The sequence below is a fragment of the Bacillus sp. GW821-FHT11D08 genome, from assembly GCF_058808515.1.
In genome coordinates, this window is the sequence record NZ_JBXARS010000001.1 from 436,508 (window position 1) to 462,244 (window position 25,737).

The following is a 25,737-nucleotide window of genomic DNA, read 5'->3' on the forward strand; positions in this document are numbered from 1 at the left end:
ATAATATGTTGCATATATGTTTGTAAGATGAAAGCCGGATTTGTCAGCTTGATGTCGGAGGTGCCGCTGATGGCAAAACGTGATAAAGAGTGGAAAGAAGAGCAGGAAAGACTCAATTTTGTCATGAAGGAACTGGAACAGAAACAAACTCATCTTGAAGCCTCATCGGGCGGATTGAAGCAGGATATTGTCGGGCTGAGAAAAACGTTTTGGGATGATGTCACCGTGAATATGGATGATGCCCATGAAGCGGCTGAGACATTTTCAAGCATTAAACAGCAGGCGGAAATGCTTTCAGAACGTGAACGGACGCATCGGCTTCAATACCGGCAGCTTCAAAAAATCCAAAAGCTGAAAACCTCTCCTTACTTCGGCCGTGTCGATTTTACGGAAAAAGGGGAGTCCTCTTCCGAGCGGATTTATATCGGGCTGACTTCTTTGATGGATGAAAACAACGAGCAATTTCTCATTTATGATTGGCGCGCGCCCATCTCATCTCTTTACTATCAATATTCCCCGGGAAAAGCCCGCTATGAAGTTCCCGAAGAAACGATAGAAGGAGACATCACACTGAAGCGGCAGTTTATCATTAAAAACGGGACGCTTAAAGCGATGTTTAACACGGATATGACGATTGGTGACGAAATGCTGCAAGAGGTGCTGAGCGGGCATTCCGGACAGCATATGAAAAACATCGTGTCAACCATCCAAAAAGAACAGAACGAAATCATCCGGGATGAAAAAAGCAAATATCTCATCGTTCAGGGAGCCGCCGGAAGCGGAAAAACATCCGCGGCGCTTCAGCGGGCCGCTTACTTGCTGTACCGCGGTCGCGGGGTGCTTGATGCCCGTCAGATTGTATTGTTTTCCCCGAACATTTTGTTCAACAGTTATGTTTCCGCCGTATTGCCGGAATTGGGAGAAGAGAATATGGAGCAGGCCACCTTTCAGGAATATATCCTCCGCCGGCTCGGACGAAAGTTTGATTGTGAAAGCCCGTACGAGCAGCTTGAATATTGCCTGACTGAACAAAATCAGGACGTACTTTTCGTAAGGCTCGCAGCCATTGCTTACAAAGCGTCACCAGCTTTCCAGGCCCTGATTGACCGTTATGCCGGATCGCTTTCGGTCTCCGGCCTGATGTGTAAACAGATCAGCTTCCGGGGAGACATCCTGATTTCAAAAGAGCGGATTGAAGCCTATTTTTATTCGCTTGATCAGCAGCTGCCGATTCCGAACAGAGCGGAGCTGACGGCGGAATGGCTTCTCGCGGAAATCAGCGCTCTCGAAAAAAAGGAGCGTAAGAAGGAATGGGTCTTGCAGGAGAGCGAGCTGCTTGATAAGGAAGACTATGCTGAGGTTTATCAAACACTCAAGAAGCAGGCGGCAGATGATGAACCTGCATTTGACGACCATCAGCGCGAACAGCGGCTGCTTGGCGCCATTATTGTCGGCAAAGCCTTTAAACCGATTAAGCAGGCCGTCAGACGGCTCGGCTTTCTCGATATAAAACGGATGTATCTCCGGCTGTTTTCAGATTGGGGAGCTGATGAAAAGCCCGATCATTGGGAGAGCATCGGCGCTTTGACCAGAAACGCATTTGCAGAACGGTCACTTCCGTATGAAGATGCCGCTCCGTATCTGTATTTGCAGGATCTGTTAGAAGGAAAAAGAAAAAACACACAAATGAAGCACGTCTTCATTGATGAAGCTCAGGATTATTCCCCGTTTCAGCTCACGTATATTCAAAGCATCTTCCCGGCGGCAAAGATGACGGTGCTCGGTGATGTCAGCCAGTCGATTTATGCCCACACCATTACGGGCCCTTCTTCCCTCGCCGGCTGCTTTCGCAATGGTGCAGAAAAGTATGTCAGCCTGAAGCGGACTTACAGATCGACGCGGCAGATTGTTGAATTTACGAAAGCGCTGCTGGCTGACGGCGATGACATTGAGCCTTTTAACCGGAACGGGGAAAAACCGCGTGTTTTGCGGACGGATACAGAAAATGCGCGGCAGGAACAATTGGCGGATACAATCCGGGAGCTCAGACAAAAAGGCTGGGAGACGGTCGCCGTCATCTGCAAAACGGCCGCGGAAGCCAAAAAAGTGTTTCAGGCAGTCAGCGCCGAGAGCGGTGTCCGCTTGATCAATAAAGAAAACCAGCCTTTTCAAAAAGGGGTATGCGTCATTCCCGTTTATTTGGCAAAAGGCATTGAGTTTGACGCCGTCATTGCCGCTGACGCCTCTGCTGTCCAGTACAAAAGCGAACATGACCGTAAGCTGTTATATACGGCCTGTACGCGGGCGATGCATCATCTGACCGTTTTGTCTCCGGGAGAACCCTCTCCTTTTATAAAAGAAGTGCCCGCCGGCTTATTCGTGTAAGCCCTTTGCCAAGTGCAAAGGGCTTTTTATCATTAGGAATCTTAATCATTGTCATCATGATTATATATTTTACTTACATACAAACTTTCGGTAAAGTTTCAATTAGAATATTATTTTGACAATTCCTATAGAAATAACGTACGTTACGTTTAATTCCTTGTGAGGTGGATATCGTTGCAACTTCAGGTCATGAACAGTCCGTTTAATCAGGAGCAGGCAGAGCTCCTTAACCGCCTTCTGCCGACCTTGACAGAATCACAGAAAATCTGGCTGAGCGGTTATTTGGCTGCGGCCCGGTCCGAATCCGGTGAAACAGCCGCACCCGCTGCTCCGGCTCCTGCAGAAAGCCCGGCAGTCTCGAAAGAAGTGACCGTATTATACGGATCGCAAACGGGAAATGCGGAAGGTCTTGCGAAACAGACGGTAAAGACGCTTGAGGAACGGGGATTCCAGGTCACCGTCGCATCGATGAACGATTTTAAGCTGAATAATCTGAAAAAAGTAAACAATTTATTGATCGTGGTGAGCACGCACGGAGAAGGCGATCCGCCGGATAACGCGCTGGCCTTTCATGAATTTCTTCACGGCAGACGCGCACCGAAGCTTGAAGTGCTCCGTTACTCCGTTTTGGCGCTCGGGGACAGCTCGTATGAATTTTTCTGCCAGACCGGCAAAGAGTTTGACGAGCGTCTTCAAGAGCTCGGCGGCACCCAGCTTGCGCCGCGGGTTGATTGCGATCTTGATTATGATGAGCCGTTTTCTGAATGGCTTGACGCGGTCATCGGCGGTTTGAACGAAGGAGCGGGAAATCAAACAGCCGAAGCGCCTGCCGAGACGCCGGCTCTCGGTGAATCCGTTTATTCCAGAACGAACCCGTTTCGGGCGGAGGTTCTTGAGAACATCAATCTGAACGGACGCGGTTCGAATAAAGAAACACGCCATCTCGAGCTTTCGCTTGAAGGGTCGGGCCTCGCGTATCAGCCCGGAGACAGCCTCGGCATCTATCCGGAAAATGATCCGGCGCTCGTTGATGAGCTGATCAATGAGCTGAAATGGGACCCAAAACAGGAAGTGGCGGTGAATAAACAAGGAGAGCGCCTCCCGCTGAAAGATGCGCTTACTTCTCATTTTGAAATAACCGTCTTAACAAAACCGTTCCTGCAAAAGGCCGCACAGTTTACGGCTGACCAAAAGCTGAGTGAACTTTTGGCCGAAGGAAACGAAGAGCAGCTGAAAGCGTACATCAACGGCCGTGATCTGCTTGATCTCGTCCGGGATTTCGGGCCGTGGGAAGCGACAGCGGAAGACTTTCTTTCCATCCTGCGTAAAATGCCGGCCCGGCTCTATTCGATCGCAAGCAGTTTAGAAGCGAATCCGGAAGAGGTGCATCTGACAATCGGAGCGGTCAGATATGACGCGCACGGCAGAGAACGAAAAGGCGTCTGCAGCATTCTGTGTGCGGAAAGACTCCAGCCGGGAGATACGCTTCCGATTTACATTCAGCACAACCAAAACTTCAAGCTGCCGGACAATCCGGATACACCGGTCATTATGGTCGGGCCGGGGACAGGCATCGCGCCGTTCCGTTCCTTTATGCAGGAGCGTGAAGAAACCGGAGCTGAAGGGAAAACATGGCTGTTTTTCGGGGATCAGCACTTTGTCACTGATTTTCTGTACCAGACGGAATGGCAAAAATGGCTGCAAAACGGTGTTCTCACAAAAATGGACGTCGCTTTTTCCCGGGATTCGGAGGAAAAAGTATATGTGCAGCACCGCATGAAAGAACAAAGCAAAGAGCTTTATGAATGGCTGCAGCAGGGAGCCGCCGTATACATCTGCGGTGATGAACAGCATATGGCGCATGACGTGCACCAGGCGCTTCTCGATATCATTCAGGAAGAAGGCGGCATGAGCCGTGAAAAAGCGGAAAGCTTCCTGGCAGACATGCAGCAGAAAAAACGCTATCAGCGTGACGTATATTGATTTTGGTTTGAAAGGAGCTTATTCAGCATGGTGAACAACATTTTAAAAGCGCCGGAAGGCCCTCCAAGTGATGTTGAGGAAATTAAAGAAAAAAGTGATTATTTGCGCGGCACATTGAAAGAAGTCATGCTCGACCGGATTTCAGCCGGCATCCCGGACGATGACAACCGGCTGATGAAGCATCACGGAAGCTACTTGCAGGATGACCGCGATCTCCGTAATGAACGTCAAAAACAAAAGCTTGAACCGGCTTATCAGTTCATGCTGCGCGTTCGGATGCCAGGCGGCGTGTCAACTCCGGAACAATGGCTTGTTATGGATGAACTGGCGCAAAAATACGGAAACAATACATTGAAGCTGACAACGCGTGAAACGTTCCAAATGCACGGAATTTTAAAATGGAACATGAAAAAAACGATTCAGAAAATCAATGCGGCGCTGCTTGATACCATTGCGGCCTGCGGAGATGTCAACCGAAACGTCATGTGCGCTTCAAATCCGCACCAGTCTGAAATTCATGCGGAAGTATACGAATGGTCGAAGAAATTGAGCGATGACCTTCTTCCGCGCACGAGAGCCTATCATGAAATCTGGCTTGATGAGGAACGTGTGGCGGGCACTCCTGACACGGAAACGGAACCGATGTACGGGCCGCTGTACCTGCCGCGGAAATTCAAAATCGGAATCGCCGTGCCTCCGTCCAATGATATCGATGTCTTTTCTCAAGATCTCGGCTTCATTGCCATCGTGGAGGAAGGCCGTCTTATCGGATTCAACGTTGCAATCGGCGGCGGTATGGGAATGACGCACGGCGATAAGGCCACTTATCCGCAGCTTTCAAAAGTCATCGGCTTCTGCAAACCGGAGCAGCTGTATGATGTAGCGGAAAAAACCATTACGATTCAGCGCGATTACGGAAACCGTTCCGTCAGAAAGAATGCCAGATTCAAGTACACTGTTGACCGTCTCGGGCTGGAAAACGTAAAAGCCGAGCTGGAAAACCGCCTCGGCTGGCAGCTGGATGAAGAGAAACCTTATCATTTTGACCATAACGGCGACCGTTACGGATGGGTGAAGGGTGTAAAAGGTAAATGGCACTTTACGATGTTTATCGAAGGCGGCCGCGTCACGGACTATGAGAATTATAAGCTGATGACGGGATTACGTGAAATCGCCAAAGTCCATACGGGAGATTTCCGTCTCACTTCTAATCAAAACCTGATTATCGGCAATGTCTCGAGCCAGAAAAAGAAACAAATCAGCGCATTAATCGAACAATACGGTCTGACAGACGGCCGGCAGCATTCCGCCCTCCGCCGCAGTTCAATGGCTTGCGTCGCGCTTCCGACATGCGGGCTCGCCATGGCCGAAGCCGAGCGGTATCTGCCGAAATTGATTGATAAGATTGAAGACATTGTTGACGAAAACGGGCTGCGGGATGAAGAAATCACCATCCGTATGACCGGGTGCCCGAATGGCTGCGCCCGCCATGCGCTCGGCGAAATCGGATTTATCGGAAAGGCGCCCGGAAAATATAATATGTATTTAGGAGCGGCGTTTGACGGCAGCCGTTTGAGCAAAATGTACCGGGAAAATATCGGTGAAGAGGAAATTCTGAGTGAGCTTCGCACCATTCTCCCGCGCTACGCGAAAGAGCGTGAGGAAGGCGAACACTTCGGCGATTTCGTCATCCGCGCGGGCATCATTAAAGCGACGACAGACGGCATGAATTTTCACGAATAAGATGAGCACTTAAAACCAAGGATAGAGACACACTGACGGTGCGTTCTCTATCCTTTACTAAGCAGCATAAACGCTGCACCGCGTCATGAAACAGATGACGCAGCTTGCGAAAAAGCCTGTTTTCAGAGAAAACAGGCTTTTTCTTTTTCTAGAAAAAATGTAGCTGAAGGCAAAAAAAGTTCGCCGTGAGCACGTTATGAGAAATTTTAAATAAAAACGGGTAAAATAAAAGAAGAATGGTTGCGTGCGGAAAATATATTGAATCTGCCCGATCATCGGCTCCGGCCTTTGGCAAAGGCAGAGAACAGGCAATAATGATATGATGCAGCAGATGAAGGAGGTCATGCTTTGGACATATTTTTAGTCGTACTCGTACTTTTAACCATCATCGCGATCTCAAATATCGTAAATCGGTTTGTCCCCTTTATCCCGGTGCCTTTGATTCAGGTGGCGCTCGGTATCATTGCGGCGTCATTTCCGCAGGGACTTCATTTTGAACTGAATACCGAATTGTTTTTTGTTTTGTTTATCGCTCCGCTGCTTTTTAACGATGGAAAACGGACGCCGCGTGCGGAACTTTGGAATTTAAGAGCGCCGATTCTGCTGCTTGCGCTCGGGCTCGTGTTTGCCACGGTGATTGTCGGCGGTTACACGATTCATTGGATGATTCCGAGCATTCCGCTGGCTGCCGCGTTCGGGCTGGCGGCGATTCTGTCACCGACTGACGTTGTCGCGGTCAGCGCGCTGTCAGGGCGAGTGAAGATGCCAAAAGGCATTCTGCGTCTCCTTGAAGGAGAAGGACTGATGAATGACGCATCCGGCCTGGTCGCTTTTAAATTTGCGATTGCGGCTGCCGTGACGGGCGCATTTTCGCTGGCGCAGGCCGCCTTCAGTTTCGTTCTGATTTCAGCCGGCGGTTTACTCAGCGGTGTCGTCATTTCTTTTTTGATTATCCGTTTCCGGCTGTTTTTGCGCCGCCTCGGCATGCAGGATGTCACGATGCATATGCTGATTCAAATTCTGACGCCGTTCGTCATCTATCTCGCGGCTGAAGAAATCGGCGTTTCCGGCATTTTAGCTGTTGTGGCCGGCGGCATCACTCATGCGGTGGAGCAGGACCGTCTTGAATCAACGATGGTCAAACTGCAAATCGTCTCTTCAAGTACGTGGAATATTATTTTGTTCATTCTGAACGGTCTTGTTTTCGTTATTTTAGGGGCGCAAATACCGGATGTAGTTTCCGTCATCTTTAATGATACCGCGTTTAACAATATGATGGTCATCGGGTACATTATCGTCATTACGCTGACGTTAATGATTCTCAGGTTTTTGTGGGTGCTGTTTTTTTGGAACGGCAAGTGGTTTTTTAACAAGGATCAGAGCATTTATAAACCCGGCCTGCGCTCGACCCTGCTGATTTCGGTTTCAGGCGTCAGGGGAGCGGTCACGCTTGCGGGTTCCTTTTCCATTCCTTACGTGCTCTCTGACGGCTCACCGTTTCCTGAACGGAATTTGATTCTCTTTTTAGCCGCGGGTGTTATTATGTGCACATTGGTGCTGGCGACAATCGTACTGCCGATTTTGACAGATAAGCCGGAAGACAATGTGAAAGAGAAGAAAGTCAAATTGCTGACAGCGAGACGGAAGCTGATAAAAGCTGCCTTAACCGCCATTAAAGAAAATATGAATGAGACAAACAAAACGGCTTCTTTTGCGGTCATTGCCGAATACAATGAGAAAATGAAAAATCTCAGATTTCAGCAGTTCACCGTCAAAAACCGCACGAAAAAAGATGAGCGGAAAGTCCGCGCCCAAGGGATACAGGCTGAACAGGAAGAATTGCTGCGGCTGATTGAGCGGGGCGACATACCGGAAGAAACGGCTGACAGCCTTCAGGAACGGTTTGATGAACTGGAAGTGCTGTATACGAATCCGTTTAAAGTCGGCTTATCTAAGAAAAAGCTGAAACGCCTGATGTACTGGATCTTTTTCGGTGAACAAAAAAAGCCGGAAATGACGATTTTAAATGAAGAAGGCCTCATCCGCGCCACAAGGGTTAAAACGGCAAAAGCGGCCATTGAAAGCCTGAAAAAACACATGACTGAAGAAAATAAAGATGTGACGCTTGCCGTCATTTCCTTTTACAATCACTTGATTTTCAGGCTGGGGCACTCGTATCACGAACAGAGTCCGAGCCGCCGTTTTGAAAATCAAAAACTCGAAATCAAACTGCGGGCCGTGCAGGCCATCCGCAACGAAATCCAAACATTGTTCGAAGAGCGGGAAATTTCCCGCGATATGTCACATGAGCTTCGCCAATACATCAATGATGTGGAAGCGGCCATGCTTGACGGAGATGAATAAATCAAAAAAGTCCGGCATCTGTCGCCGGACTTTTTTTGATTACGGACGATGGAATTCGACGTGATCGCCGTCGCGGTCAAACCAGCCTCTGAAGGCCCAGTTGATCCAGCCGCCATCACCTTTATTGGTGAAGCTTCCGTCTTCAAACACCCAAATGCCGTACGTGATGCCGTCATAAACGGCGGAACCGTAAAACTGAACACCGTTAAAATGATCTTCATATTCCTGGCTTAAATTAAACACCATGACGTTATATTTTTGTCCGGAAGCGTAGAATGAAGATTCCATTAAGTTTTTGACGAAGCCGTCACGGTTTTGCGCCGACTTAATCGCGTCAGCAATCGAATTGCCGATGCCGAGCAGGTCAACGTCAATGTTTAATCCGACATCTTTTGCTGAGACATCTGATGATTGCTGTGCCATGTTTTGAGGGAACGGGGTTTCTTTTGCGGATACAAAGGACAGAGGAGTCAGAGACAAAGCGGCGCCAAGGGCAACGGACATCGGGATACGCATACGTTTCATATGATTTCCTCCTTCAATTGTGTGGTGGCTACAGTAGCGATTTACCCGGACAGTTAACCGGTTAACCGGAATTTTTGAAAAATAGGAAAATAATAACGGAAGTGGTGCTTGGGCACTAAAGATGGTTTTTGTGATAACGATGAGCGTATAATTGGTTTCTTACGGCGGAAATGTGAGATAATAATAACCGTTTACATAATGACTAGAAAGGATGGTTCAACGTGGCAAAAAGCTTAAAAGATACTGTAAAGCTTCATAATGGCGTTGAAATGCCGTGGTTCGGCCTTGGCGTCTTCAAGGTGGAAAACGGAAGCGTAGCGGCGGACTCCGTCGAAGCGGCAATCAGAAACGGCTACCGCAGCATTGATACGGCGGCTATTTATAAAAATGAAGAGGGTGTCGGCGAAGGCATCAGAGCTGCGGGCGTTGCCAGAGAAGAGCTGTTCATCACGTCAAAAGTGTGGAATGAAGATCAAGGATACGAAACGACACTTGACGCGTTTGACAAAAGCCTTGAGCGCCTCGGCCTCGATTACCTCGACCTTTACCTGATTCACTGGCCGGGCAAGGATAAATATAAAGACACATGGCGCGCTCTTGAAAAGCTGTACAAAGACGGCAAAATCCGCGCCATCGGCGTCAGCAACTTCCAAGTGCATCATTTAGAAGAACTGCTGAAAGATGCTGAAATCAAGCCGATGGTCAACCAGATTGAATTCCACCCGCGCCTGACTCAAAAAGAAGTAAGAGATTTCTGCAAAGCGCAGGGCATTCAAGTGGAAGCATGGTCTCCATTGATGCAGGGACAGCTTCTCGATAACGAAGTGCTGTCACAAATTGCGGAAAAACATAACAAATCGGTTGCTCAAGTGATTTTGCGCTGGGATCTTCAGAACGAAGTCGTTACCATTCCGAAATCGATTAAAGAGCACCGCATCATAGAAAATGCCGATATTTTTGATTTCGAACTGTCACAGGAAGAAATGGAAAAGATCAGCGCATTGAACAAAGACGAGCGTGTCGGCCCGAATCCGGACGAGCTTCTGTTCTAAGAAAAAACAGCCCTTTACGGGGCTGTTTTTCTTTACATAAATGTCTGTGTCTGACGTTTTACGCTGAACCTGTATGCGGCTATTAATAACAGGGCGGCGGCGAAGGCTCCCAAAATGATGATGTTCAGCATCAGGCTTTGGAACGTGCGGCCTTGCTGCAATTGATCCACCGTATCGAGCACCCAGCGCTGAGGCAGAAATTCGGCGATTGTCTGCACCGTTTTCGGCATAATATTGCCCGGAAAGAAGCAGCCGGCCAGCAAGCATGTCGGCACGACGATCAAATTCAAAAGCGCCGATGCCGAAGCGCTGCTGTTAGAAAAACCGACGGCAATAAAGGCGATCCCGATCGCGCTTAATGCAAACAGCATCATCAGGACGAACAGCTGCCACAGCGGGAATGACGGATGAATATGAAAAGCGGCGCCCATAAAGAGAACGGCGAATAGAATTTGGACGGCCATGATAATGATATTCACCGCCGCGTTCGCCAATACATACTGCTTTGATGTGATCGGCGTTGACAGAAGCCTGTAGTATGTCCTGTTTTCTCTCTCTTTAATCATCAGTTCCGTCAGGTTGCCGGCGGAATAGAGCATAATGATAATGAGATACCCGATGACTGAGTAGGTCATTTCTTTATGGTTCGATGTATCTTGTAAAACAGCGGACTCCGTTTGAATGGGAGAATGCTTGAAATCGGCGTACATCGCCTGAAAGGCCTTTGCGTCTCCGCCGGAGGATTTGCCGATTGAGGCGATGCTGTTCATATAATTGTACAAATAAGAGCTGACATATCCGGTGACCTGGGCGCCTTTCAGCGAGGTCATGCCGATGTGAGACGGTTTCCCGTCTTTTACGCTTTGGGAGAAGCCTTTTTCAAACGTAATGAGCGCCTCCATTTTTCCTGAAGCGATTTTTGATGTGGCGGACGCAGCCGTTTCCTCCGAAATCTTCACATGATCCAGTCCTTTTAAAAACGCGGCCGTATCCTGCGCCACTTCTCCGCCGTCTTGATCGAGAATGCCGATATTGAGCGTTTCGGCTCCGCCGTTGGCATTGGTCATGAAGGAGAGGAAGACGCCGATCAGCGGAGCCCCGATATAAAGAATGAGCTGTTTTTTGCTTTTTGTAATCCCTTTGAGAGTGTGCGCAAACAGCCACCAGAAGTTTTTCATATTACAGTCCCTCCCGTCTTTGAAACGTAAATGCGGCGATCAGCAAAAAGAGTGCCGCCAATGCTGTATTTAAACCGAGTGCAGGCCATGCCGCTGATACATCATTTGCGTAAATGATGTTGTTAATCGCCTTATTGATCCAGGATAAGGGCGACAGGGCGGAAATTCCTCCGCCTTCATATTTGTAATAGGCGCCGCCGATAATGGACATCACCTGAACGATGATGACGGTGATTAATCTGGCGCTTTCGGGTTTTCTGGTCAAATAGCTCAGGCTGAGCCCGAAGCTGACGGCCAAAAGAATTTCAGAAACGAGAATCAAAAGCACAAGTCCCATGTGGCTGCCCCAATTCGCTTTTAAGATAAATTTGCTGAAGGCGACAACGGCAAGAATCGTCAGAACATTCACAGCCAAAATGCCGAGCATCTTTCCGAGAAAGATATCGCTTTTCCGGAGCGGGGCGGCGATCAGGCGATCTGCGGTGTGCCGTATTCTTTCCCCGCGGAATAAGGTGCTTGCAAAAATCGAGGCGTACAGCCCGATCATCGTCGTCATGGATATCGCGTAAAAATCTTTCGCTTTCGGTTCTTTCGCTTTGTGTAAAGACGTCTGCTTCATATAATCGCTTTTGATTTGTCCGGCGGAAGGCGCCTTATGCGCCTTGTAAGCGGCGGCGCCTGCTTTGTATTGATTGGTAAAAGCGGTCAGCATGCCTTGGACGATCGTGCCGTTTATGCCGCTCCGGTCATTTGTAAAGACTTGAAAACCGGTGTTTTTTACAGTGACGAAAGCATCCGCCTGATTTTCTCGAACCTCGTTTTTGCCTTTTGCCTCCGTGTCCGCTTTTTGAAAATAGACATGCTCTTTTTTGGCGGCTTTCATAAACTCAGTAAAATCATGAGAAAGAGGGCCGTTTGACTGGTCCGTATATACGACCTCGATGTTCCCGACCGTCACCTCTGAATCAAAGGCGTTTGATAATGCCGCAGTGAAAATCAGCATGAAGACGATCGGAAAAGCAAGCATGAAAATAAAAGTCCGTCTGTCGCGGAAACTGATTTTGATTTCTTTCCCGGCGATGTGCAGAATATTCATTTGCAATCCTCCTTTCAGTGAGGTCAGTCGCGCAGGCTTCTGCCTGTCAGCGTGAGAAATACCGTTTCTAAGTCAGGGGCCTGTTCCTGCAAGGAGCGGATTTCAATTCCTTTGTCCATGAAGTACCGGATCAGGCGGTTTAAATTGTTGACCCCTGTGTCAGAGCTGATTTTCACGCTGTTTTCTTCCAGTGTGGCGGCTCTGACGCCTGGCAGCTCCTGAATATCGCCAAGGCTGATGCCGTTTCCGGATGACAGCTCAATCACGACGTCCTTCGTGTCGGTAATGATGGAGGTCAGCTGTTCTTTTGTGCCTTCTGCGATGACTTTTCCGTGGTCGATGATGGCGATGCGTGTGCATATTTCTTCCACTTCCTCCATGTAGTGGCTCGTGTAGATGATCGTGCAGCCCATTTCATTCAGCTTTTTCACTGATTGCAGAATATAATTTCTTGATTGCGGGTCAATGCCGACCGTCGGTTCATCCATGATGATCAGTTTCGGCCGGTGGGCAAGAGCGCACGCAATATTGAGCCTGCGCTTCATTCCGCCGGAAAAATGCTTCGGCAAATATTTGTGTTTATCGCTCAAGCCGACGAATGTCAGGGCTTCCTCGACCCGTTCTTTCAGAGCCGCCCCTCTCAGGCCGTACAGCCCGGCGAAGAACTTCACATTTTCATAGGCGTTTAATTCTTCGTAAATCGCGAGGTCCTGAGGGACGATGCCGATATTCATTTTCGTTGCTTTGCTATATTTGAAAATATCTTTTCCGAGAAACAGAATGTCTCCGCCTGAAGGTTTTAAAAGGCCTGAGATCATATTGATCGTCGTGCTTTTTCCGGCTCCGTTTGCGCCGAGAAACCCGAAAATCTCACCTTCTTTTACGGCAAGCGACATCTGGTCAACGGCGGCATAATCACCGAATTTCTTACTCAGCTGTTTGAGCTCCAAAATGTTCATGTTTCCACCTCTATGTCTTATGATGCTCTTATTATAAAAAAAAGAATGAACGGCCGTTAGTGCAGCTGTTCATTCCTTTGACATGAGAATCTTCATATTTTTCACATGAAAACATTCACTTATTCAACCGGAAGCAATGTCGTGACGGAAAAACCGGCCGTGCCGTCAAAAATAACGGTTCCGTGCAAAACGGCCGCCCGTTCTTCCATACCGAGCATGCCGAGGCCTTTTTTAAAGCGGCCGGCGCCGTTTCCGTTATCTTTCACTTCCGCTTTTACGGCTTTGTTCAGCACATGGACATCAATGAAAATCTGTGTGGCATCGGCGTATTTCATTGCATTGGTCAAGGCTTCGGTTACGTTTTCCTGAATGACTCTCCAATGCATTTGCGTCAGCCTGTCCAAATCGCCTTGATACGTAAACGGAACCGGCATCCCGTTTTTGGCCGAAAATTCATCAATAAACGTTCTTAATCTGTGAATGCCCATTTGTTCAGCGGGCGGTTTCATATTTTTCAGCGTTATGCGGATATCCTCAATGCCCTCTTTGGAAATGGTAATGGCGTTTTGGAGCAGTTCAGCCGCTTTGTCCGGATGGGAGCCGAGCATCCGCTTCGCCGCTTCCATCTGAATGAGCGCGCCTGTCATGGAATGGCCGATTTTGTCATGGATGGCTTGGGACAATCTGTTTCTTTCTTCGAGTTTGCCGGTATACTCCGATTGTTTGATATATTCTGTGCTGCTGTGCAGCTGTTTCGTCAGTTTTTCAATGCTTGAGCGCATATTGTCTGACTGCTCTTCATATTTTTTCAGCCGGTCGCTGGACCGGGCGGCCAAAACGAATATCGCCAAGCAGAACAAGGTCATGACGATATAAGTCGGAAGGTCGCCGTACGGGATAAATAAAAACGGCAAAAACACGAGCAGGCAGAACACATAGCGGTGAACCGGATATTCGGCAAGAACGGCAAAAATGGCGGGCGGCAAAAGAAATAGAAACGCCGGATGGCCTAAGGCGGAAAGCCAAGCAGTCAATGCCAGCGTCATGAGGGTGATCCCGCGCCTCCAAACGGGCGGCCTGATCATGCAGACCGCAATGCCCAAAGACAGATAAGCGAGCAGAAACAAGACGGCGTACGGCGTGTAAGGGCGGTCTGCCGATACGAACAAAAAAGCCGTATAAAAAATGGCGATCAGTCTGCTCATCAGCATCCAAAAATCCATACCGTTCAACGCCCGTTATCCACCTTCCCGGTGATATAATAAATCGCGATCTGCGTTCTATGCTCAAGCCCTGTTTTCCCTAAAATAGATGAAATATAATTGGCCGTCGTCCCTTCAGAAATGAAAAGCTGTTTTGAAATTTCCCTGTTCGACAGTCCTTTCGCAATAAGCGACATGATGCTGAGCTCTCTTTCAGTAAACTGGCTTTCATCAATCTGATGCGCGGCTTCCGCCGGCCGGAAAAGGCTGTCTTTTATTTTATCCAGCACGGTGTCCTGAAGAATGCTGTGCCCGTTGAAAACGCTTTTGATCGCATCGCGTATCCGTTCCGGTTCGGTATTTTTTAATAAATATCCTTTCGCGCCGTTTTTAATCGCTTCTAAAATATACTCATCGTCGTCAAATGTCGTCAGGATCATCGGCTTCGTATCCGTTTCCTCCGCGATCCGTTTTGCGGCTTCGACACCGTTCATCACCGGCATGCGGACGTCCAGCAAGGCGATATCGACGGGATTGTGTTTACAATACTCTGCCGCCTCGAGTCCGTTTTCCAACGTTGCCGATACAGTAAATTCCTCATATGTATGCAAAATGATTTTCATTCCTTCTCTGATGAAAGAATTATCATCCGCGATAATGACATTAATCTTCATGGCCGCACCCTTTGTGTGTTTTTTGTTTCATTATATACCATCCGATTTTAAATCAAAAAGCCTTCCGGCGAAAGGTGCGCGGAAGGCGGATCGGTCAAGCGGGTTTTTTCAATTGAATGAAAAACAGCATCAGGAAAGAAATGATCACAATACAGATCACCCACACCCAGGCGAGTGTTTCATTGCCGGAGTCCATCGCGACGTAAATCGCTGTCGGCAGCGTTTGGGTGACGCCGGGAATATTTCCCGCAAACATTAAAGTCGCCCCGAATTCACCTAGCGCCCTTGCAATACTGAGAATGCTTCCGGTCAAGAGGGAGGGAAAGGCAAGCGGGACGGAAATACGGGTGAACACCTGCCACCTGCCGGCTCCGTCTACTTTCGCCGCTCCCTCGATGTCAGCATCAACCGCGGCGAAGCCCGTTTTAGCGGACTGATACATAAGCGGGAAGGCAACAATGGCCGAAGCGATCACCGCGGCCGACCACGTGAAAATGACGGGCTGGTGAAAAATCCGCTCAATCGCCCGGCCGATAAAGCTGTGTTTCCCGAAAATAATAATGAGAATGAAGCCGACAACGGTAGGCGGAAGAACGAGCGGGAGCATAAACAGGGTCTCCACAGCCGTTTTTCCGGGAAATCGCGCTTTCGCCATCCAGGCGCCGGCAAGCGTCCCGAGAATGATGACGGCGATGCCTGATGCCAAAGCCACCTCAAAAGACAATACGACTGGGGTGAAAAATTCCGAAGCCGTAATGTTACTTGGCAGTAAATCCATATTTCTTAAACACTTTCATTGCTTCATCTGACTGCAGATACTGATAAAACGCTTCTGCTTCTTTACGGTGCTTTGTATCCTTGACGATGCCGAGCGGATAAACGATCGGATCGTGCGTTTTCGCCGGCGCTTCATCGGTGATTTTCACCTTTTTCGAAATCAGCGCGTCTGTTTTATAGACAAGCCCGGCATCGACATTTCCGGTTTCAACATAAGAAAGCACCTGGCGAACGTCTTTTGCATAGACGACTTTATCTTTTACCTTGTCCCACAGGGATAATGCCGTCAATGACTGTTTGGCGTATTGTCCGGCCGGAACGGATTCAGGCGTGCCGAGCGCGATTTTTTCCGCGCTGTCTTTTTTCAGGTCATTCAGATGTGTCAGGTGTGCGCTGTTTTTCTCAGGCACGATCATGACGAGATCATTTTTCAAAAGATCCGTGCTGTCCTTTTTGTCGATATCTCCGTCATGAACGAGCTTTTCGAATTTATCTTCGGCTGCCGAGAAGAATAAATCAGCTCCCGCGCCTTGTGAAATTTGTTTTTGCAATGTGCCTGATGATCCGAAGTTGTCTTGAATGGTTACGTTTGAATGTGATTTTTCGTAGTTGGTCTGGATTTCTTCAAGTGCATCCTGAGCGCTGGCTGCCGCAGAAACGGTCAGCGTGACTTTTTCGTTTTGTCCGCCTTTGGACGATTGTCCGGATGAGCAGCCCGCAGTTGCCAGGAAAACGGCCATAGCCGCAGTTGTGAGTAGTGTCGCTTTCTTTTTCAACATTGTGCACCCCTTATAGCTAAATATCATTAGATCAAACTAATTATAACGCAATTGTACGTGATGGTGCGGTTTTTTTTCAATATCTGAACAGTTATAATAAAAACGGAGCGTGATAATATGACAGAAGCCACTTCCTATACAATAGAAGAAGTTGCGGGCCTTTTGAAGGTCTCCAAACTGACAGTATATGATTTGATAAAAAAAGGACTCATTCCGGCGTACAGGGTCGGAAGACAGATGAGGGTCGATGAAGAGGACTTAAAACAATATAAAGCAAACATGAGAATGTCAAAAAAGCCATCCGTATCAGAAGCTGCTGACCCGTCCCGCGGGCGGGAGCCGGAAAAAAGGCAGTCCGTTATCATTAGCGGGCAGGATGTGTCGATGGACCTCCTCAGCAAACAGCTGGAACAAACTATACAGGCGGCTCCGCTCCGCAAGTACAGCGGCAGTTTGAACAGCCTGATCGAGATGTACCGCGGAGCTTGTGACATCGTCAGTCTGCATTTGTACGATGGGGAGACGGGGCAGTATAACATCCCGTATGTGAAGCGCATTCTTTCAGGGGAGCCGTTTGCGCTTTTTCATGTCGTGCTGCGGCAAGCCGGATTATATGTGAAAAAGGGAAATCCGCTGAACATTCAGGGCTTTCAGGATTTGAGCCGAAAGGATGTCCGTATCGTCAATCGCGAAAAAGGATCAGGAGCGAGGGTGCTGCTGGATGAACAGCTCAGATCTTTCGGCATTACGCCGTCTGATGTCGCCGGCTATCATGACATTGTCACGGATCATCTGTCAGCGGCTTCACAAGTATCAAGCGGAAAGGCGGATATCGGAGTCGGGTCGCAGCATGCGGCGCATATGGCGGGCACGGACTTTATCCCGGTGATCAGTGAGCAGTACGATGTGGTCGTCTTAAAACAAAACCGGGAGCTTGTTCAAAGCGTGCAGGACATTCTCAATTCTGAGGAATTCAAGTCTCAGCTTTCTCAATTATCCGGATATGATACGAAAATGACCGGACGGCTCATATATGAAACATGAAAAATCCCTCCATATAACGGAGGGATTTTTTTATTGCTTATAAAACCGCAGCAGGTCGCCGTTTAATATTTTATCGGAAAGCATCAGCTCTTGTTCCGCTTTTTCTTTCTCATCGCTGCACGCGCTCATGTCAGAAAGCGGTTCACCCGTTTTACGGCTGTAACACGTATTTTTCGTATAAATATGATCATCCGTGATAAAGCTGCCGTTTCTCAGCACCGCAAACGGGGTCCGCTCTCCGGAAAACAGATCATTGCCGAACTGAATGCTGCCTTTCGTTTCAATGCCGAGCAGGTGAAGCAGCGTCGGTCTTACATCAACCTGTCCCGCGGCCGAAGCAATCGTTTCCGGCGCACGGTCGGTCACCCCGGGAATATGAATGATAAACGGCACGCGCTGAAGCTGAACCGTATCAAACGGAGTGATTTCCTCTTTCCCTAAGAATTCGGCAAGTCCTTGATTATGGGCTTCGGATATACCGTAATGATCTCCCATCAGGACGATCATCGCGTTGTCATACAGTCCTTCTTTTTTCAGCGTCTTGAAAAAGTGTTTCAGGGCCTCATCTTCATAGCGGACCGTCGTCACATAGCGGTTTAATAACTCGCTGCTTGTGTCCGGTTCTTCAATGAGCTGATCCTGTTTATCAATTTCAAAAGGAAAATGGTTGGTCAAAGTCAGCAGGCTCGCGTAAAACGGCTGCGGAAGCTTCTTTAATTTTTCCGCTGACTGTTCGAGAAATTCCTTATCCTTCAGGCCCCAGCCTGTTGAATTTTCCTGTGTCACCTTAAATTCATCCGCGTCGAAAAAACGGTCGATTCCGAATGCCCCGTACATCTCATCCCGGTTCCAAAAGGCCTTATGATTGGCATGCAGAACGGCTGAATAGTATTGACGGTCTTTTAACATATGGTACATCGTATTGAACCGGTGGCCGCTTTTTGTGAAAAAAACGGCGCCGCTTGAAGACGGATACAGCGAATTCGCAGTAATGAATTCTGAATCTGAGGTTTTTCCCTGTTCAGTCTGCTGATAAAAATGAGTGAAGTCATAACTTTTTTTCCGCAGTTTATTTAAAAACGGGGTAATCTCCCGTCCGTTGACCCGCTCATCCATTACAAAACGCTGGGTTGATTCGAGCGTTACAAAAATCACATTGCGCCCCTTTGCGAGCCCAAACTTTGATTCGGACGGCCTGCTGTAGTCGGCTTGAGTGTAATTCGCGACCGCCGCAAGGCTGTCTTCGTCGGCAAACGCTTTAGCCCCTGCATTCAGCGTCTGCGAAATGGTGTCATACAAATGAAAGTGGAACAGGCCGATTCCTTTTACGAGCGCTTCACGATCAAAAGGGTGCTTGAACAGCTTCGGCTGCTCAGCCTCAGACAGCGCAAGGTTGCACAGCATGAGGCCGGCTGATGCCCACGCATACGCTTTAACGGTACGGGTGCTGGCTTTCCCTTTATCGGCTTTATGCCTTTTACCAAGGTAAAACAAAACCGCAATATCCAAAAATAAAGCGATATAAAGCGGGTGAAACAGCTCTTGGACGCTGCTTCCCATATCACCCATATTGCTCGCCTGAAACAAAACCGGTATGGTGATAAAATCAATATAAAACCCGTAAAACACCGTATTCGCGATTAAAATTCCCGTCAGCATCACATTTGCCGAAAGCAGAAAGATCCGCTGTTTTTTTTCTGTCAGCAGCAGGGCGATGCCGAACAGCGGCACAATGAAGCTCAGCGGATTAATGAGAAGCAGACATTCCTCAAGAACCGAATTGTTCTGCAGATCAAAACCGAGCTTATAAACGGCATAGGTTTTCATCCACATGAACAGGATGGACAGGCATAAAAACCGATGATTGCTGAAAAAGGTTTTCTTCATATGTATGACTCCTCACCCTAAAAGCGAAAGATGCTTTTTGTTTAAGAGATGCGGCCGTGAACCAGTTCGTATAAATAATAGCAGGATACAATCGTTAAGCCGGCCAGCACAAGCTGCTCCGAAAAGCTCCCCGTTCTCATATAAAGGGGAAGACGGAAGCGGATGGCGGACGGAAACAGCAGTTTAATGCCGTTGACGGTCCATGCGTCAAGCACAAGATGACTCGCCATTCCGATCATCAGTCCGGCGGAAATACTCGGATTCGGAATATAGGTTGCCGTAATGAAAAACATAATAAGCATAAACAGCAGGCTGTGTGTAAACGTTCTGTGGCCGAACACCGTGCTTACGATTTTGGACAGAACGGGCAGCGTTCTGCCGATTTTGCTTTTCGTATGGCATATGTCGGGAATCAGCGCCCCGAGGGCACCCGCTGAGGTCATAAGGACCGGATCATACCCGTAATAATACGCAATTGCGGAACAAGAAGCGATGCCTCCCATGATGTGTGTTTTTCCTGTCATTTTTCGCTTCTCCTTTTTATTTTTGCCAAAATCCCCTGAATTACAAATATATCAAGAGAATGCATGTTTGATCAACAAACTTTACCTGTTCCGCCAAAAGGAAGGAGACGCGGATTCCGCATATTCTGCCGCGGAAAAAGACACATTATAGGTGTACCTATATTTGATAAAGAGGTGATACAGATGGCTTTCTTTAACAAAGAAAAAGGAAAAAACAGCGATAAAAACAAAAACGTCATTCAAGGCGCGCTTGAAGACGCCGGTGCAGCTCTGAAAGACGATCCGCTTCAAGAAGCTGTTCAAAAGAAAAAAAATAACCGCTGACCATATAAGACGGGTAGGGCGAACGCTCTATCCGTTTTCCATCTAATTTTTCCCTTTGACAGATCTTTTTATCTCTGATAACCTCTGAGTAGAATTGAATGATAAAAATCCTCACTCTTTCTCGGTGAGGTAGAGGTTGCGCTTGATGATGAGTCGCACATGCCAGGCTGATAGGGGCCGCAAAACATGTGTTAAAGGCATCAGCGCCGAAGTGTAAAGAAAGCCGATCCTTCTTTATGCTGGGACTGTATCTGAATAAGTGCAGGACTGCCGCGTGCTTTTTCGCGGAGGGCTATCCGGAGATCAAGGGTGTGTGTGTTTCTTTAAGCATGGACTTTTGTTCAGGCTTTTTTTGCGTGTAAATATGGTCTCGGGGTCTGGTCCGTACGAATGAACAACCAGGAGGTACAGGAATGGAACAGACGAAAAAATGGGGTTTTTGGTTATTAACGGCGTTTGTCGTAGGAAATATGGTAGGCTCGGGCATCTTTTCGCTTCCGAGTTCGCTCGCAAAAATCGCGAGCCCGTTCGGCGCCACATCGGCATGGCTTTTAACGGGAGCCGGTGTGTTAATGATCGCGCTGGTCTTCGGCCACTTATCCATCCGCAAGCCTGAGCTGACGGCGGGGCCGCAAAGCTATGCGCGTGCGCTGTTCAGCGATCGGAAAAAAGGGAATGCAGCGGGCTTCACGATGGTGTGGGGCTACTGGGTGGCGAGCTGGATCAGCAACGTGGCGATCATCACGAGCCTTGCCGGATATTTAACATCATTTTTCCCGATTTTAACGGATAAGCGTGAAATGTTTTCGATCGGCGGTCAGGCTGTTACGCTCGGCCAGCTGCTGACGTTTGCCGTATGTACGGTTTTATTATGGGGCACTCACACGATTCTCGTCACCAGCATTAACGGTGCGAGTAAATTAAATTTTGTCACGACGTTTTCAAAAGTATTAGGATTTATTTTCTTTATCATTGCAGGTTTATTTGTGTTTCAAACGTCGTTTTTCGATCATTTTTATTTTCCGGTTCAAACAGGTCCTCACACAGTTGAGGGAATCGGCGGACAGATCCACAATGCGGCGATTTCAACATTATGGGCGTTCGTCGGAATTGAATCGGCAGTCATTTTATCCGGGCGCGCCCGTTCGCAGCGCGATGTGAAACGCGCCACCATTACCGGATTATTGATCGCGCTTGGCATCTATATCATCGTGACATTGATTACGATGGGCGTGCTTCCGCATGGTAAGCTTGTCGGCTCGGAAAAACCGTTTGTTGACGTATTGTACGCGATCGTCGGCAATGCGGGAAGCGTCATCATGGCGATTCTGGCGATTTTGTGTCTGTTCGGAACGATGCTCGGCTGGATTCTTCTCGGCTCTGAAGTTCCGTATCAAGCGGCGAAATCAGGAGACTTTCCGGCTGCTTTTGCAAAAACGAATAAACAGGGAAGCCCGGTTGTGTCGTTAATCGTAACGAACGTGATGTCACAGATCTTTATCTTTTCGGTTATTTCCCGGACGATCAGTGACGCGTTTACGTTTTTAACGACGGCGGCGACGCTCGCTTATCTGATTCCGTATCTCGTGTCAGCGTTTTACAGCCTGAAGCTCATTTTTACGGGTGAAACGTATGACGAGATAAAGGGTTCAAGAGTAAGAGACGGTATCATCGCCATCCTTGCCTGCATTTATTCTTTTTATGTCATTATTACCGGAACGGCCGATTTAACGACCTTTATTCTCGGTATCGGGCTGTTCTTCGTCGGTTTGCTGTTATATCCTTTCGTCTCAAAGAAATTTGCAAACAACAGACAATCGGTATGACAAAAAGACATCTCACGTCTGTGAGATGTCTTTTTTATTTGCGGCGGCGGGTTACGTTTTGACGGCGTGTATATAATGAATGGTCTCGAATGCGGTTAAATGGTCAGTGCGTCCGCTGAAAAAACGGTCAAGTGTAAAGCGTAATAAAAAGCCGCTGTGACAGCGGCTTCGGGATTACTTCGTTAAGCTTTTTGTGATGTAGTCAAGCTGGCCTTCAAGTGAGATCGGGTCTGAGAAATAGAAGCCGATCGGATCAATGCGGTAGACATGGTTTTGTTTGACGGCATCGAGGTTCTTCCAGATTGAGCTGTCAAGCACGCCTTTGTCGTCACCGCCGGCCTGCCATGGCCCCATAAAGATGTAGTCTCCCGCGAAGTCAGGCAGTTTCTCGAGTGAAATGCTGGCGTAGCCCGGTCCTTGATTAATGGCTTTTTCCTGCGTCAGTTTTGTGGCCTTCAGCCCGAGTTTGTCATAAATGATGCTTCCGCCGCGGCCGAAGTCTTTACCGAATACATAGATGTCTTTTCCGTTTGTCTGCATGATGGAGATGGTTTTTGAGCCGACCGCTTTTTGAACCTTTGTTTTAGCGGCAGCGGTTTTCTTATCCCATTCAGCCAGCCATTTGTCTGCTTTATCTTCAGTGCCTGTCATTTTCGCAAACTCTTTGAATTGATCAATGTTGCTGAGCTTGTCATATTTAATGGCGATGGTCGGCGCGATTTTTTCCAGTTTTTCAATATCGGCGCCTTGTGTCGTCCAGACAACGATTAAATCCGGCTTTAAGTCAATGATTTTTTCAACGGACGTGCCGTCGCCGATGTTTGTCACACCTTTTGTTTTCCCTTTGTAATAAGGGTTTTTAAATACGTTTTGCGGCGCGCCGACAATATTGATGCCGAGCTGTTTAAAGTCGCCGTAGTAGCCGTCAGCCATGACGACGACCCGTTTCGGGTGCTTCGGAATTTTAATATTGCCGTTTTCGGCTTTATACGTGATGGTTTCTTCTTTTTCAGAAGAACCTTTCGAGTCTGAAGAATTGCCGCATGCGGCCAAAGCGGCGATGAGCAGCATGGCAATCAGCGCTGCGCCGATTTTCTTGTATGTATGGAACATCTGACATTCCTTCTTTCATGAGTATTAGTGATAAAGAGAATCATTATCAGTGTGATTATATCACTGCTTTCATAGAGAAGCACGCTCTTTTTTAAGAAAAACTTTCTTTTTTTATATGAAATTAGGTCTATTAAAAGAGAAGATAAAAGTGCTATACTGAAACAAGTCATTGATAATCATTATCATTACCATTCTTGTTTTGAGAAAGGAAGAACGAGTGTTGGGTCTATTGAAAAAGAAACAGACAATGACGGCTCTAGGGGCATCAGGGAGTGAAATCCAGTGGACGGCGCGTTCATTCAGAGCGGCTGTGCTGCTGTGTGCCGGGATTGCGGTTTTATTGATCGGCGCGGCCCTGTCTGTTTCCATCGGAGCTGCCGATATTCATCTGCGGACGGTGTGGGATGCTCTCTTTCACTTTCAGCCGCAAAATACATCTCATCAAATCATACGCGATCTGAGGCTGCCGAGAACCGCCGCCGCCGCGCTCGTCGGGGCTTTTTTAGCTGTGTCCGGGGCGATTATGCAGGGGCTGACGCGGAACCCGCTTGCTGAGCCTTCCATTATGGGCGTGACGTCGGGGTCAGGATTTGCGATCGCATTGGCGTTTGCTTTTTTTCCGGGCCTGTCTGCGGCGGGACTTGTTTTGTGGTCCTTCGCGGGAGCGGGAATCGGAGCGCTTATTGTGTTTGGCATCGGCCTGTTTTCAAAAGGCGGTCTGACACCGGTGAAGCTCGCGCTGGCCGGTACGGCAGTCGGCTATTTCTTAACGGGGCTTTCAAGCGCGATTGCGATCCGTTTTGATGTCGCCCAGGATGTGAAGTTCTGGTATGCCGGAGGAGTTGCTTCCGTGAAATGGGAAGGCGTGCAGCTGCTGTTGGCGGTCGGGGTTATCGGACTTTTGCTGGCATTTCTGATTGCGCGCTCAGTGACGGTGCTGAGCTTGGGTGAGGAGCTGGCCAAAGGGCTCGGGCAGTACACATCGCTTGTGAAAGTAATCGGAATGTTTGTCGTTGTCCTCTTGACGGGGGCTTCAGTCTCAGTCGCCGGAGCCATTTCTTTTATCGGCTTGGTGATTCCGCATATCACCCGATTTTTAGTCGGGGTAGATTACAGGTGGATCATTCCCTGTTCGGCGGTATTCGGCGCCGTTCTGTTAGTCTTCAGTGATATTGCCGCAAGACTTGTCAATGCGCCGTTTGAAACACCGGTCGGCGCTTTAACCGCCCTTATCGGCGTTCCCTTTTTCTTTTATTTGGCGCGCAGGGAAAGGAGAGGGCTGTAATGAATGTAAAATCGAAAAAACCGCTGGCGGTCATGGCCGTTACGTTTTTGCTCATATGCATCGTCTTTTTTATCAGCTTAAACATGGGCGTGATCCGGATTGCGCCTCTTGATACGCTACGTGTCTTTTTCGGACAAGGGGATGCCCGGGATCAGCTCGTTTTATTTGAATTCAGACTGCCGCGCATGGTGCTGTCATTGCTGGTCGGCGCCGGAATCGCGGTTTCAGGCGCGATTTTTCAAAGCGTGTCTCAAAATGACTTGGCGGAGCCGGGCATTCTCGGGATTAACGCCGGGGCGTCTTTGGCGGTCGTTTTGTTTATCTTCTTTTTCCAAGGATCAGCTGCTGATTTAAGCATGGCCGGTACATGGCTGCTTCCGGTGAGCGCTTTGGCGGGGGCTTTTCTGGCTGCGCTGCTCATCTATGTGCTGGCTTGGAAAAAAGGCGTTTCACCTGTCCGGCTCGTTTTGGTCGGGATCGGCGTCAATGCGGGGTTTAATGCGCTTCTCTTGATTTTTCAGCTGAAAATGGACCCGCGGGATTTCATGCAGGCGCTTGTATGGATTTCCGGTTCGATTTGGAACGCCAATTGGAAAATGGTGCTGTCCATTTTGCCGTGGCTGCTGGTTCTTTTACCGTTCAGCCTCTATAAAGCCAGGTATTTAAATGTGCTCCAGCTCGGTGATCAGCTGGCGGCGGGGCTTGGCACCCGGGTTGAAAAGGAGCGGCGCGTTCTGCTGATGTGCGCCGTTGCCCTGACCGCGTCATGTGTTGCGGCAGCCGGCGGAATCGCTTTTCTCGGACTCATTGCGCCGCATTTGGCCAGAAGGCTTACCGGACCGCGCCACCAGACGCTTATCCCGGTTTCGGCTTTAATCGGAGCATTTTTATTTCTGCTTGCCGATACGCTGGCGAGAAATGTGCTTGCACCGTCCGAAGTTCCCGTCGGCCTGGTGATTTCCGTGCTCGGAGCGCCGTATTTTGTATATTTGCTGATGAAAACGAAATAGAGGAAGG

The 25,737-nt window shown here is 48.5% G+C and carries 21 protein-coding genes and 1 riboswitch; of the genes, 10 read left to right on the top strand and 11 right to left on the bottom strand.

Annotated features, from left to right (window positions below; translation table 11 throughout):
• Positions 1-69 precede the first annotated feature (69 nt).
• The 4 genes from helD (at position 70) to AC1RRX_RS02250 (ending at position 8,475) form a co-directional block, all read left to right on the top strand.
• A complete protein-coding gene (gene helD / locus AC1RRX_RS02235; RefSeq protein ID WP_144463907.1) occupies positions 70-2,385 on the top strand; it encodes an RNA polymerase recycling motor HelD in 2,316 nt (771 codons plus the stop codon).
• A gap of 174 nt (positions 2,386-2,559) precedes the next feature.
• A complete protein-coding gene (locus tag AC1RRX_RS02240) occupies positions 2,560-4,368 on the top strand; it encodes an assimilatory sulfite reductase (NADPH) flavoprotein subunit (protein ID WP_144463908.1) in 1,809 nt (602 codons plus the stop codon).
• Positions 4,369-4,395: 27 nt separating this feature from the next.
• Positions 4,396-6,111: an assimilatory sulfite reductase (NADPH) hemoprotein subunit gene (cysI, locus tag AC1RRX_RS02245; RefSeq protein WP_144463909.1), complete on the top strand. Its 1,716-nt coding sequence runs from the start codon at positions 4,396-4,398 to the stop codon at positions 6,109-6,111.
• Between the two features lie 348 nt (positions 6,112-6,459).
• Positions 6,460-8,475 carry a Na+/H+ antiporter gene (locus AC1RRX_RS02250; protein WP_039253862.1) on the top strand — a complete coding sequence of 672 codons (2,016 nt, stop codon included), beginning with the start codon at positions 6,460-6,462 and terminating at the stop codon, positions 8,473-8,475.
• Between the two features lie 39 nt (positions 8,476-8,514).
• Here AC1RRX_RS02250 and AC1RRX_RS02255 read toward each other — a convergent pair whose 3' ends face one another.
• Positions 8,515-9,000 (bottom strand): stress protein, encoded by a 486-nt coding sequence (locus tag AC1RRX_RS02255; RefSeq protein ID WP_144463910.1) that lies wholly within the window; start codon positions 8,998-9,000, stop codon positions 8,515-8,517.
• A 221-nt stretch (positions 9,001-9,221) separates the two neighbouring features.
• On the opposite strand from AC1RRX_RS02255, the gene AC1RRX_RS02260 reads away from it, so the two are divergent.
• Positions 9,222-10,052, top strand: a complete 831-nt coding sequence (locus AC1RRX_RS02260; RefSeq protein ID WP_031378350.1) for an aldo/keto reductase — start codon at positions 9,222-9,224, stop codon at positions 10,050-10,052.
• A gap of 32 nt (positions 10,053-10,084) precedes the next feature.
• On the opposite strand, the gene AC1RRX_RS02265 is transcribed toward AC1RRX_RS02260, so the two are convergent.
• From AC1RRX_RS02265 to modA, 7 genes are all read right to left on the bottom strand, one after another.
• The gene (locus tag AC1RRX_RS02265) at positions 10,085-11,230 is read right to left on the bottom strand and encodes an ABC transporter permease (RefSeq protein WP_144463911.1); all 1,146 of its coding nucleotides are present in this window, start codon (positions 11,228-11,230) and stop codon (positions 10,085-10,087) included.
• A gap of 1 nt (position 11,231) precedes the next feature.
• Positions 11,232-12,326 carry an ABC transporter permease gene (locus tag AC1RRX_RS02270; RefSeq protein ID WP_039253870.1) on the bottom strand — a complete coding sequence of 365 codons (1,095 nt, stop codon included), beginning with the start codon at positions 12,324-12,326 and terminating at the stop codon, positions 11,232-11,234.
• Positions 12,327-12,349: 23 nt separating this feature from the next.
• Positions 12,350-13,285 carry an ABC transporter ATP-binding protein gene (locus AC1RRX_RS02275; RefSeq protein ID WP_020956334.1) on the bottom strand — a complete coding sequence of 312 codons (936 nt, stop codon included), beginning with the start codon at positions 13,283-13,285 and terminating at the stop codon, positions 12,350-12,352.
• A gap of 119 nt (positions 13,286-13,404) precedes the next feature.
• Entirely contained in the window at positions 13,405-14,508 is a 1,104-nt protein-coding gene (locus AC1RRX_RS02280) for a sensor histidine kinase (RefSeq protein ID WP_186302949.1), read from the bottom strand.
• A 5-nt stretch (positions 14,509-14,513) separates the two neighbouring features.
• Positions 14,514-15,161: a response regulator transcription factor gene (locus AC1RRX_RS02285; protein ID WP_007410028.1), complete on the bottom strand. Its 648-nt coding sequence runs from the start codon at positions 15,159-15,161 to the stop codon at positions 14,514-14,516.
• Between the two features lie 94 nt (positions 15,162-15,255).
• Entirely contained in the window at positions 15,256-15,939 is a 684-nt protein-coding gene (gene modB / locus AC1RRX_RS02290; protein WP_014305804.1) for a molybdate ABC transporter permease subunit, read from the bottom strand.
• Positions 15,920-16,717, bottom strand: a complete 798-nt coding sequence (gene modA, locus AC1RRX_RS02295) for a molybdate ABC transporter substrate-binding protein (RefSeq protein ID WP_040238895.1) — start codon at positions 16,715-16,717, stop codon at positions 15,920-15,922. Before modA ends, modB begins: the two co-directional genes overlap by 20 nt.
• A 117-nt stretch (positions 16,718-16,834) precedes the next feature.
• Between modA and AC1RRX_RS02300 the strand changes: the two genes are divergently transcribed.
• Entirely contained in the window at positions 16,835-17,761 is a 927-nt protein-coding gene (locus AC1RRX_RS02300; protein ID WP_061862558.1) for a substrate-binding domain-containing protein, read from the top strand.
• Between the two features lie 30 nt (positions 17,762-17,791).
• Here AC1RRX_RS02300 and AC1RRX_RS02305 read toward each other — a convergent pair whose 3' ends face one another.
• Entirely contained in the window at positions 17,792-19,648 is a 1,857-nt protein-coding gene (locus tag AC1RRX_RS02305; protein WP_144463913.1) for an LTA synthase family protein, read from the bottom strand.
• Positions 19,649-19,689: 41 nt separating this feature from the next.
• Positions 19,690-20,172 (bottom strand): metal-dependent hydrolase, encoded by a 483-nt coding sequence (locus AC1RRX_RS02310; protein WP_003151759.1) that lies wholly within the window; start codon positions 20,170-20,172, stop codon positions 19,690-19,692.
• A 183-nt stretch (positions 20,173-20,355) separates the two neighbouring features.
• Here AC1RRX_RS02310 and sspJ point away from each other — a divergent pair, with 183 nt between their 5' ends.
• Both sspJ and AC1RRX_RS02320 read left to right on the top strand, forming a co-directional pair.
• Positions 20,356-20,496, top strand: a complete 141-nt coding sequence (gene sspJ / locus AC1RRX_RS02315; protein WP_007410034.1) for a small acid-soluble spore protein SspJ — start codon at positions 20,356-20,358, stop codon at positions 20,494-20,496.
• A 122-nt stretch (positions 20,497-20,618) separates the two neighbouring features.
• Positions 20,619-20,799: riboswitch (Lysine riboswitch) on the top strand.
• A 110-nt stretch (positions 20,800-20,909) separates the two neighbouring features.
• Complete coding sequence (locus tag AC1RRX_RS02320) at positions 20,910-22,322, top strand: amino acid permease (protein ID WP_007613722.1); 1,413 nt, start codon at positions 20,910-20,912, stop codon at positions 22,320-22,322.
• Positions 22,323-22,496: 174 nt separating this feature from the next.
• Here the strand turns inward: AC1RRX_RS02320 and AC1RRX_RS02325 are convergent, their stop codons facing one another.
• A complete protein-coding gene (locus AC1RRX_RS02325; RefSeq protein ID WP_007410038.1) occupies positions 22,497-23,435 on the bottom strand; it encodes an iron-hydroxamate ABC transporter substrate-binding protein in 939 nt (312 codons plus the stop codon).
• Positions 23,436-23,682: 247 nt separating this feature from the next.
• Here AC1RRX_RS02325 and AC1RRX_RS02330 point away from each other — a divergent pair, with 247 nt between their 5' ends.
• Positions 23,683-24,720, top strand: a complete 1,038-nt coding sequence (locus AC1RRX_RS02330) for a FecCD family ABC transporter permease (protein ID WP_031378357.1) — start codon at positions 23,683-23,685, stop codon at positions 24,718-24,720.
• Entirely contained in the window at positions 24,720-25,730 is a 1,011-nt protein-coding gene (locus AC1RRX_RS02335; protein ID WP_007410040.1) for a FecCD family ABC transporter permease, read from the top strand. Before AC1RRX_RS02330 ends, AC1RRX_RS02335 begins: the two co-directional genes overlap by 1 nt.
• Positions 25,731-25,737: the final 7 nt, after the last annotated feature.

Excerpts from the sequence above, each read along its gene's own strand:
- helD (WP_144463907.1), top strand. The coding sequence starts at position 70 with ATGGCAAAACGTGATAAAGAGTGGAAAGAAGAGCAGGAAAGACTCAAT.
- cysI (WP_144463909.1), top strand. The coding sequence starts at position 4,396 with ATGGTGAACAACATTTTAAAAGCGCCGGAAGGCCCTCCAAGTGATGTT.
- AC1RRX_RS02255 (WP_144463910.1), bottom strand. The coding sequence starts at position 9,000 with ATGAAACGTATGCGTATCCCGATGTCCGTTGCCCTTGGCGCCGCTTTG.
- AC1RRX_RS02265 (WP_144463911.1), bottom strand. The coding sequence starts at position 11,230 with ATGAAAAACTTCTGGTGGCTGTTTGCGCACACTCTCAAAGGGATTACA.
- AC1RRX_RS02270 (WP_039253870.1), bottom strand. The coding sequence starts at position 12,326 with ATGAATATTCTGCACATCGCCGGGAAAGAAATCAAAATCAGTTTCCGC.
- AC1RRX_RS02275 (WP_020956334.1), bottom strand. The coding sequence starts at position 13,285 with ATGAACATTTTGGAGCTCAAACAGCTGAGTAAGAAATTCGGTGATTAT.
- AC1RRX_RS02280 (WP_186302949.1), bottom strand. The coding sequence starts at position 14,508 with ATGGATTTTTGGATGCTGATGAGCAGACTGATCGCCATTTTTTATACG.
- AC1RRX_RS02285 (WP_007410028.1), bottom strand. The coding sequence starts at position 15,161 with ATGAAGATTAATGTCATTATCGCGGATGATAATTCTTTCATCAGAGAA.
- modB (WP_014305804.1), bottom strand. The coding sequence starts at position 15,939 with ATGGATTTACTGCCAAGTAACATTACGGCTTCGGAATTTTTCACCCCA.
- modA (WP_040238895.1), bottom strand. The coding sequence starts at position 16,717 with ATGTTGAAAAAGAAAGCGACACTACTCACAACTGCGGCTATGGCCGTT.
- AC1RRX_RS02300 (WP_061862558.1), top strand. The coding sequence starts at position 16,835 with ATGACAGAAGCCACTTCCTATACAATAGAAGAAGTTGCGGGCCTTTTG.
- AC1RRX_RS02305 (WP_144463913.1), bottom strand. The coding sequence starts at position 19,648 with ATGAAGAAAACCTTTTTCAGCAATCATCGGTTTTTATGCCTGTCCATC.
- AC1RRX_RS02310 (WP_003151759.1), bottom strand. The coding sequence starts at position 20,172 with ATGACAGGAAAAACACACATCATGGGAGGCATCGCTTCTTGTTCCGCA.
- sspJ (WP_007410034.1), top strand. The coding sequence starts at position 20,356 with ATGGCTTTCTTTAACAAAGAAAAAGGAAAAAACAGCGATAAAAACAAA.
- AC1RRX_RS02320 (WP_007613722.1), top strand. The coding sequence starts at position 20,910 with ATGGAACAGACGAAAAAATGGGGTTTTTGGTTATTAACGGCGTTTGTC.
- AC1RRX_RS02325 (WP_007410038.1), bottom strand. The coding sequence starts at position 23,435 with ATGTTCCATACATACAAGAAAATCGGCGCAGCGCTGATTGCCATGCTG.
- AC1RRX_RS02330 (WP_031378357.1), top strand. The coding sequence starts at position 23,683 with ATGACGGCTCTAGGGGCATCAGGGAGTGAAATCCAGTGGACGGCGCGT.
- AC1RRX_RS02335 (WP_007410040.1), top strand. The coding sequence starts at position 24,720 with ATGAATGTAAAATCGAAAAAACCGCTGGCGGTCATGGCCGTTACGTTT.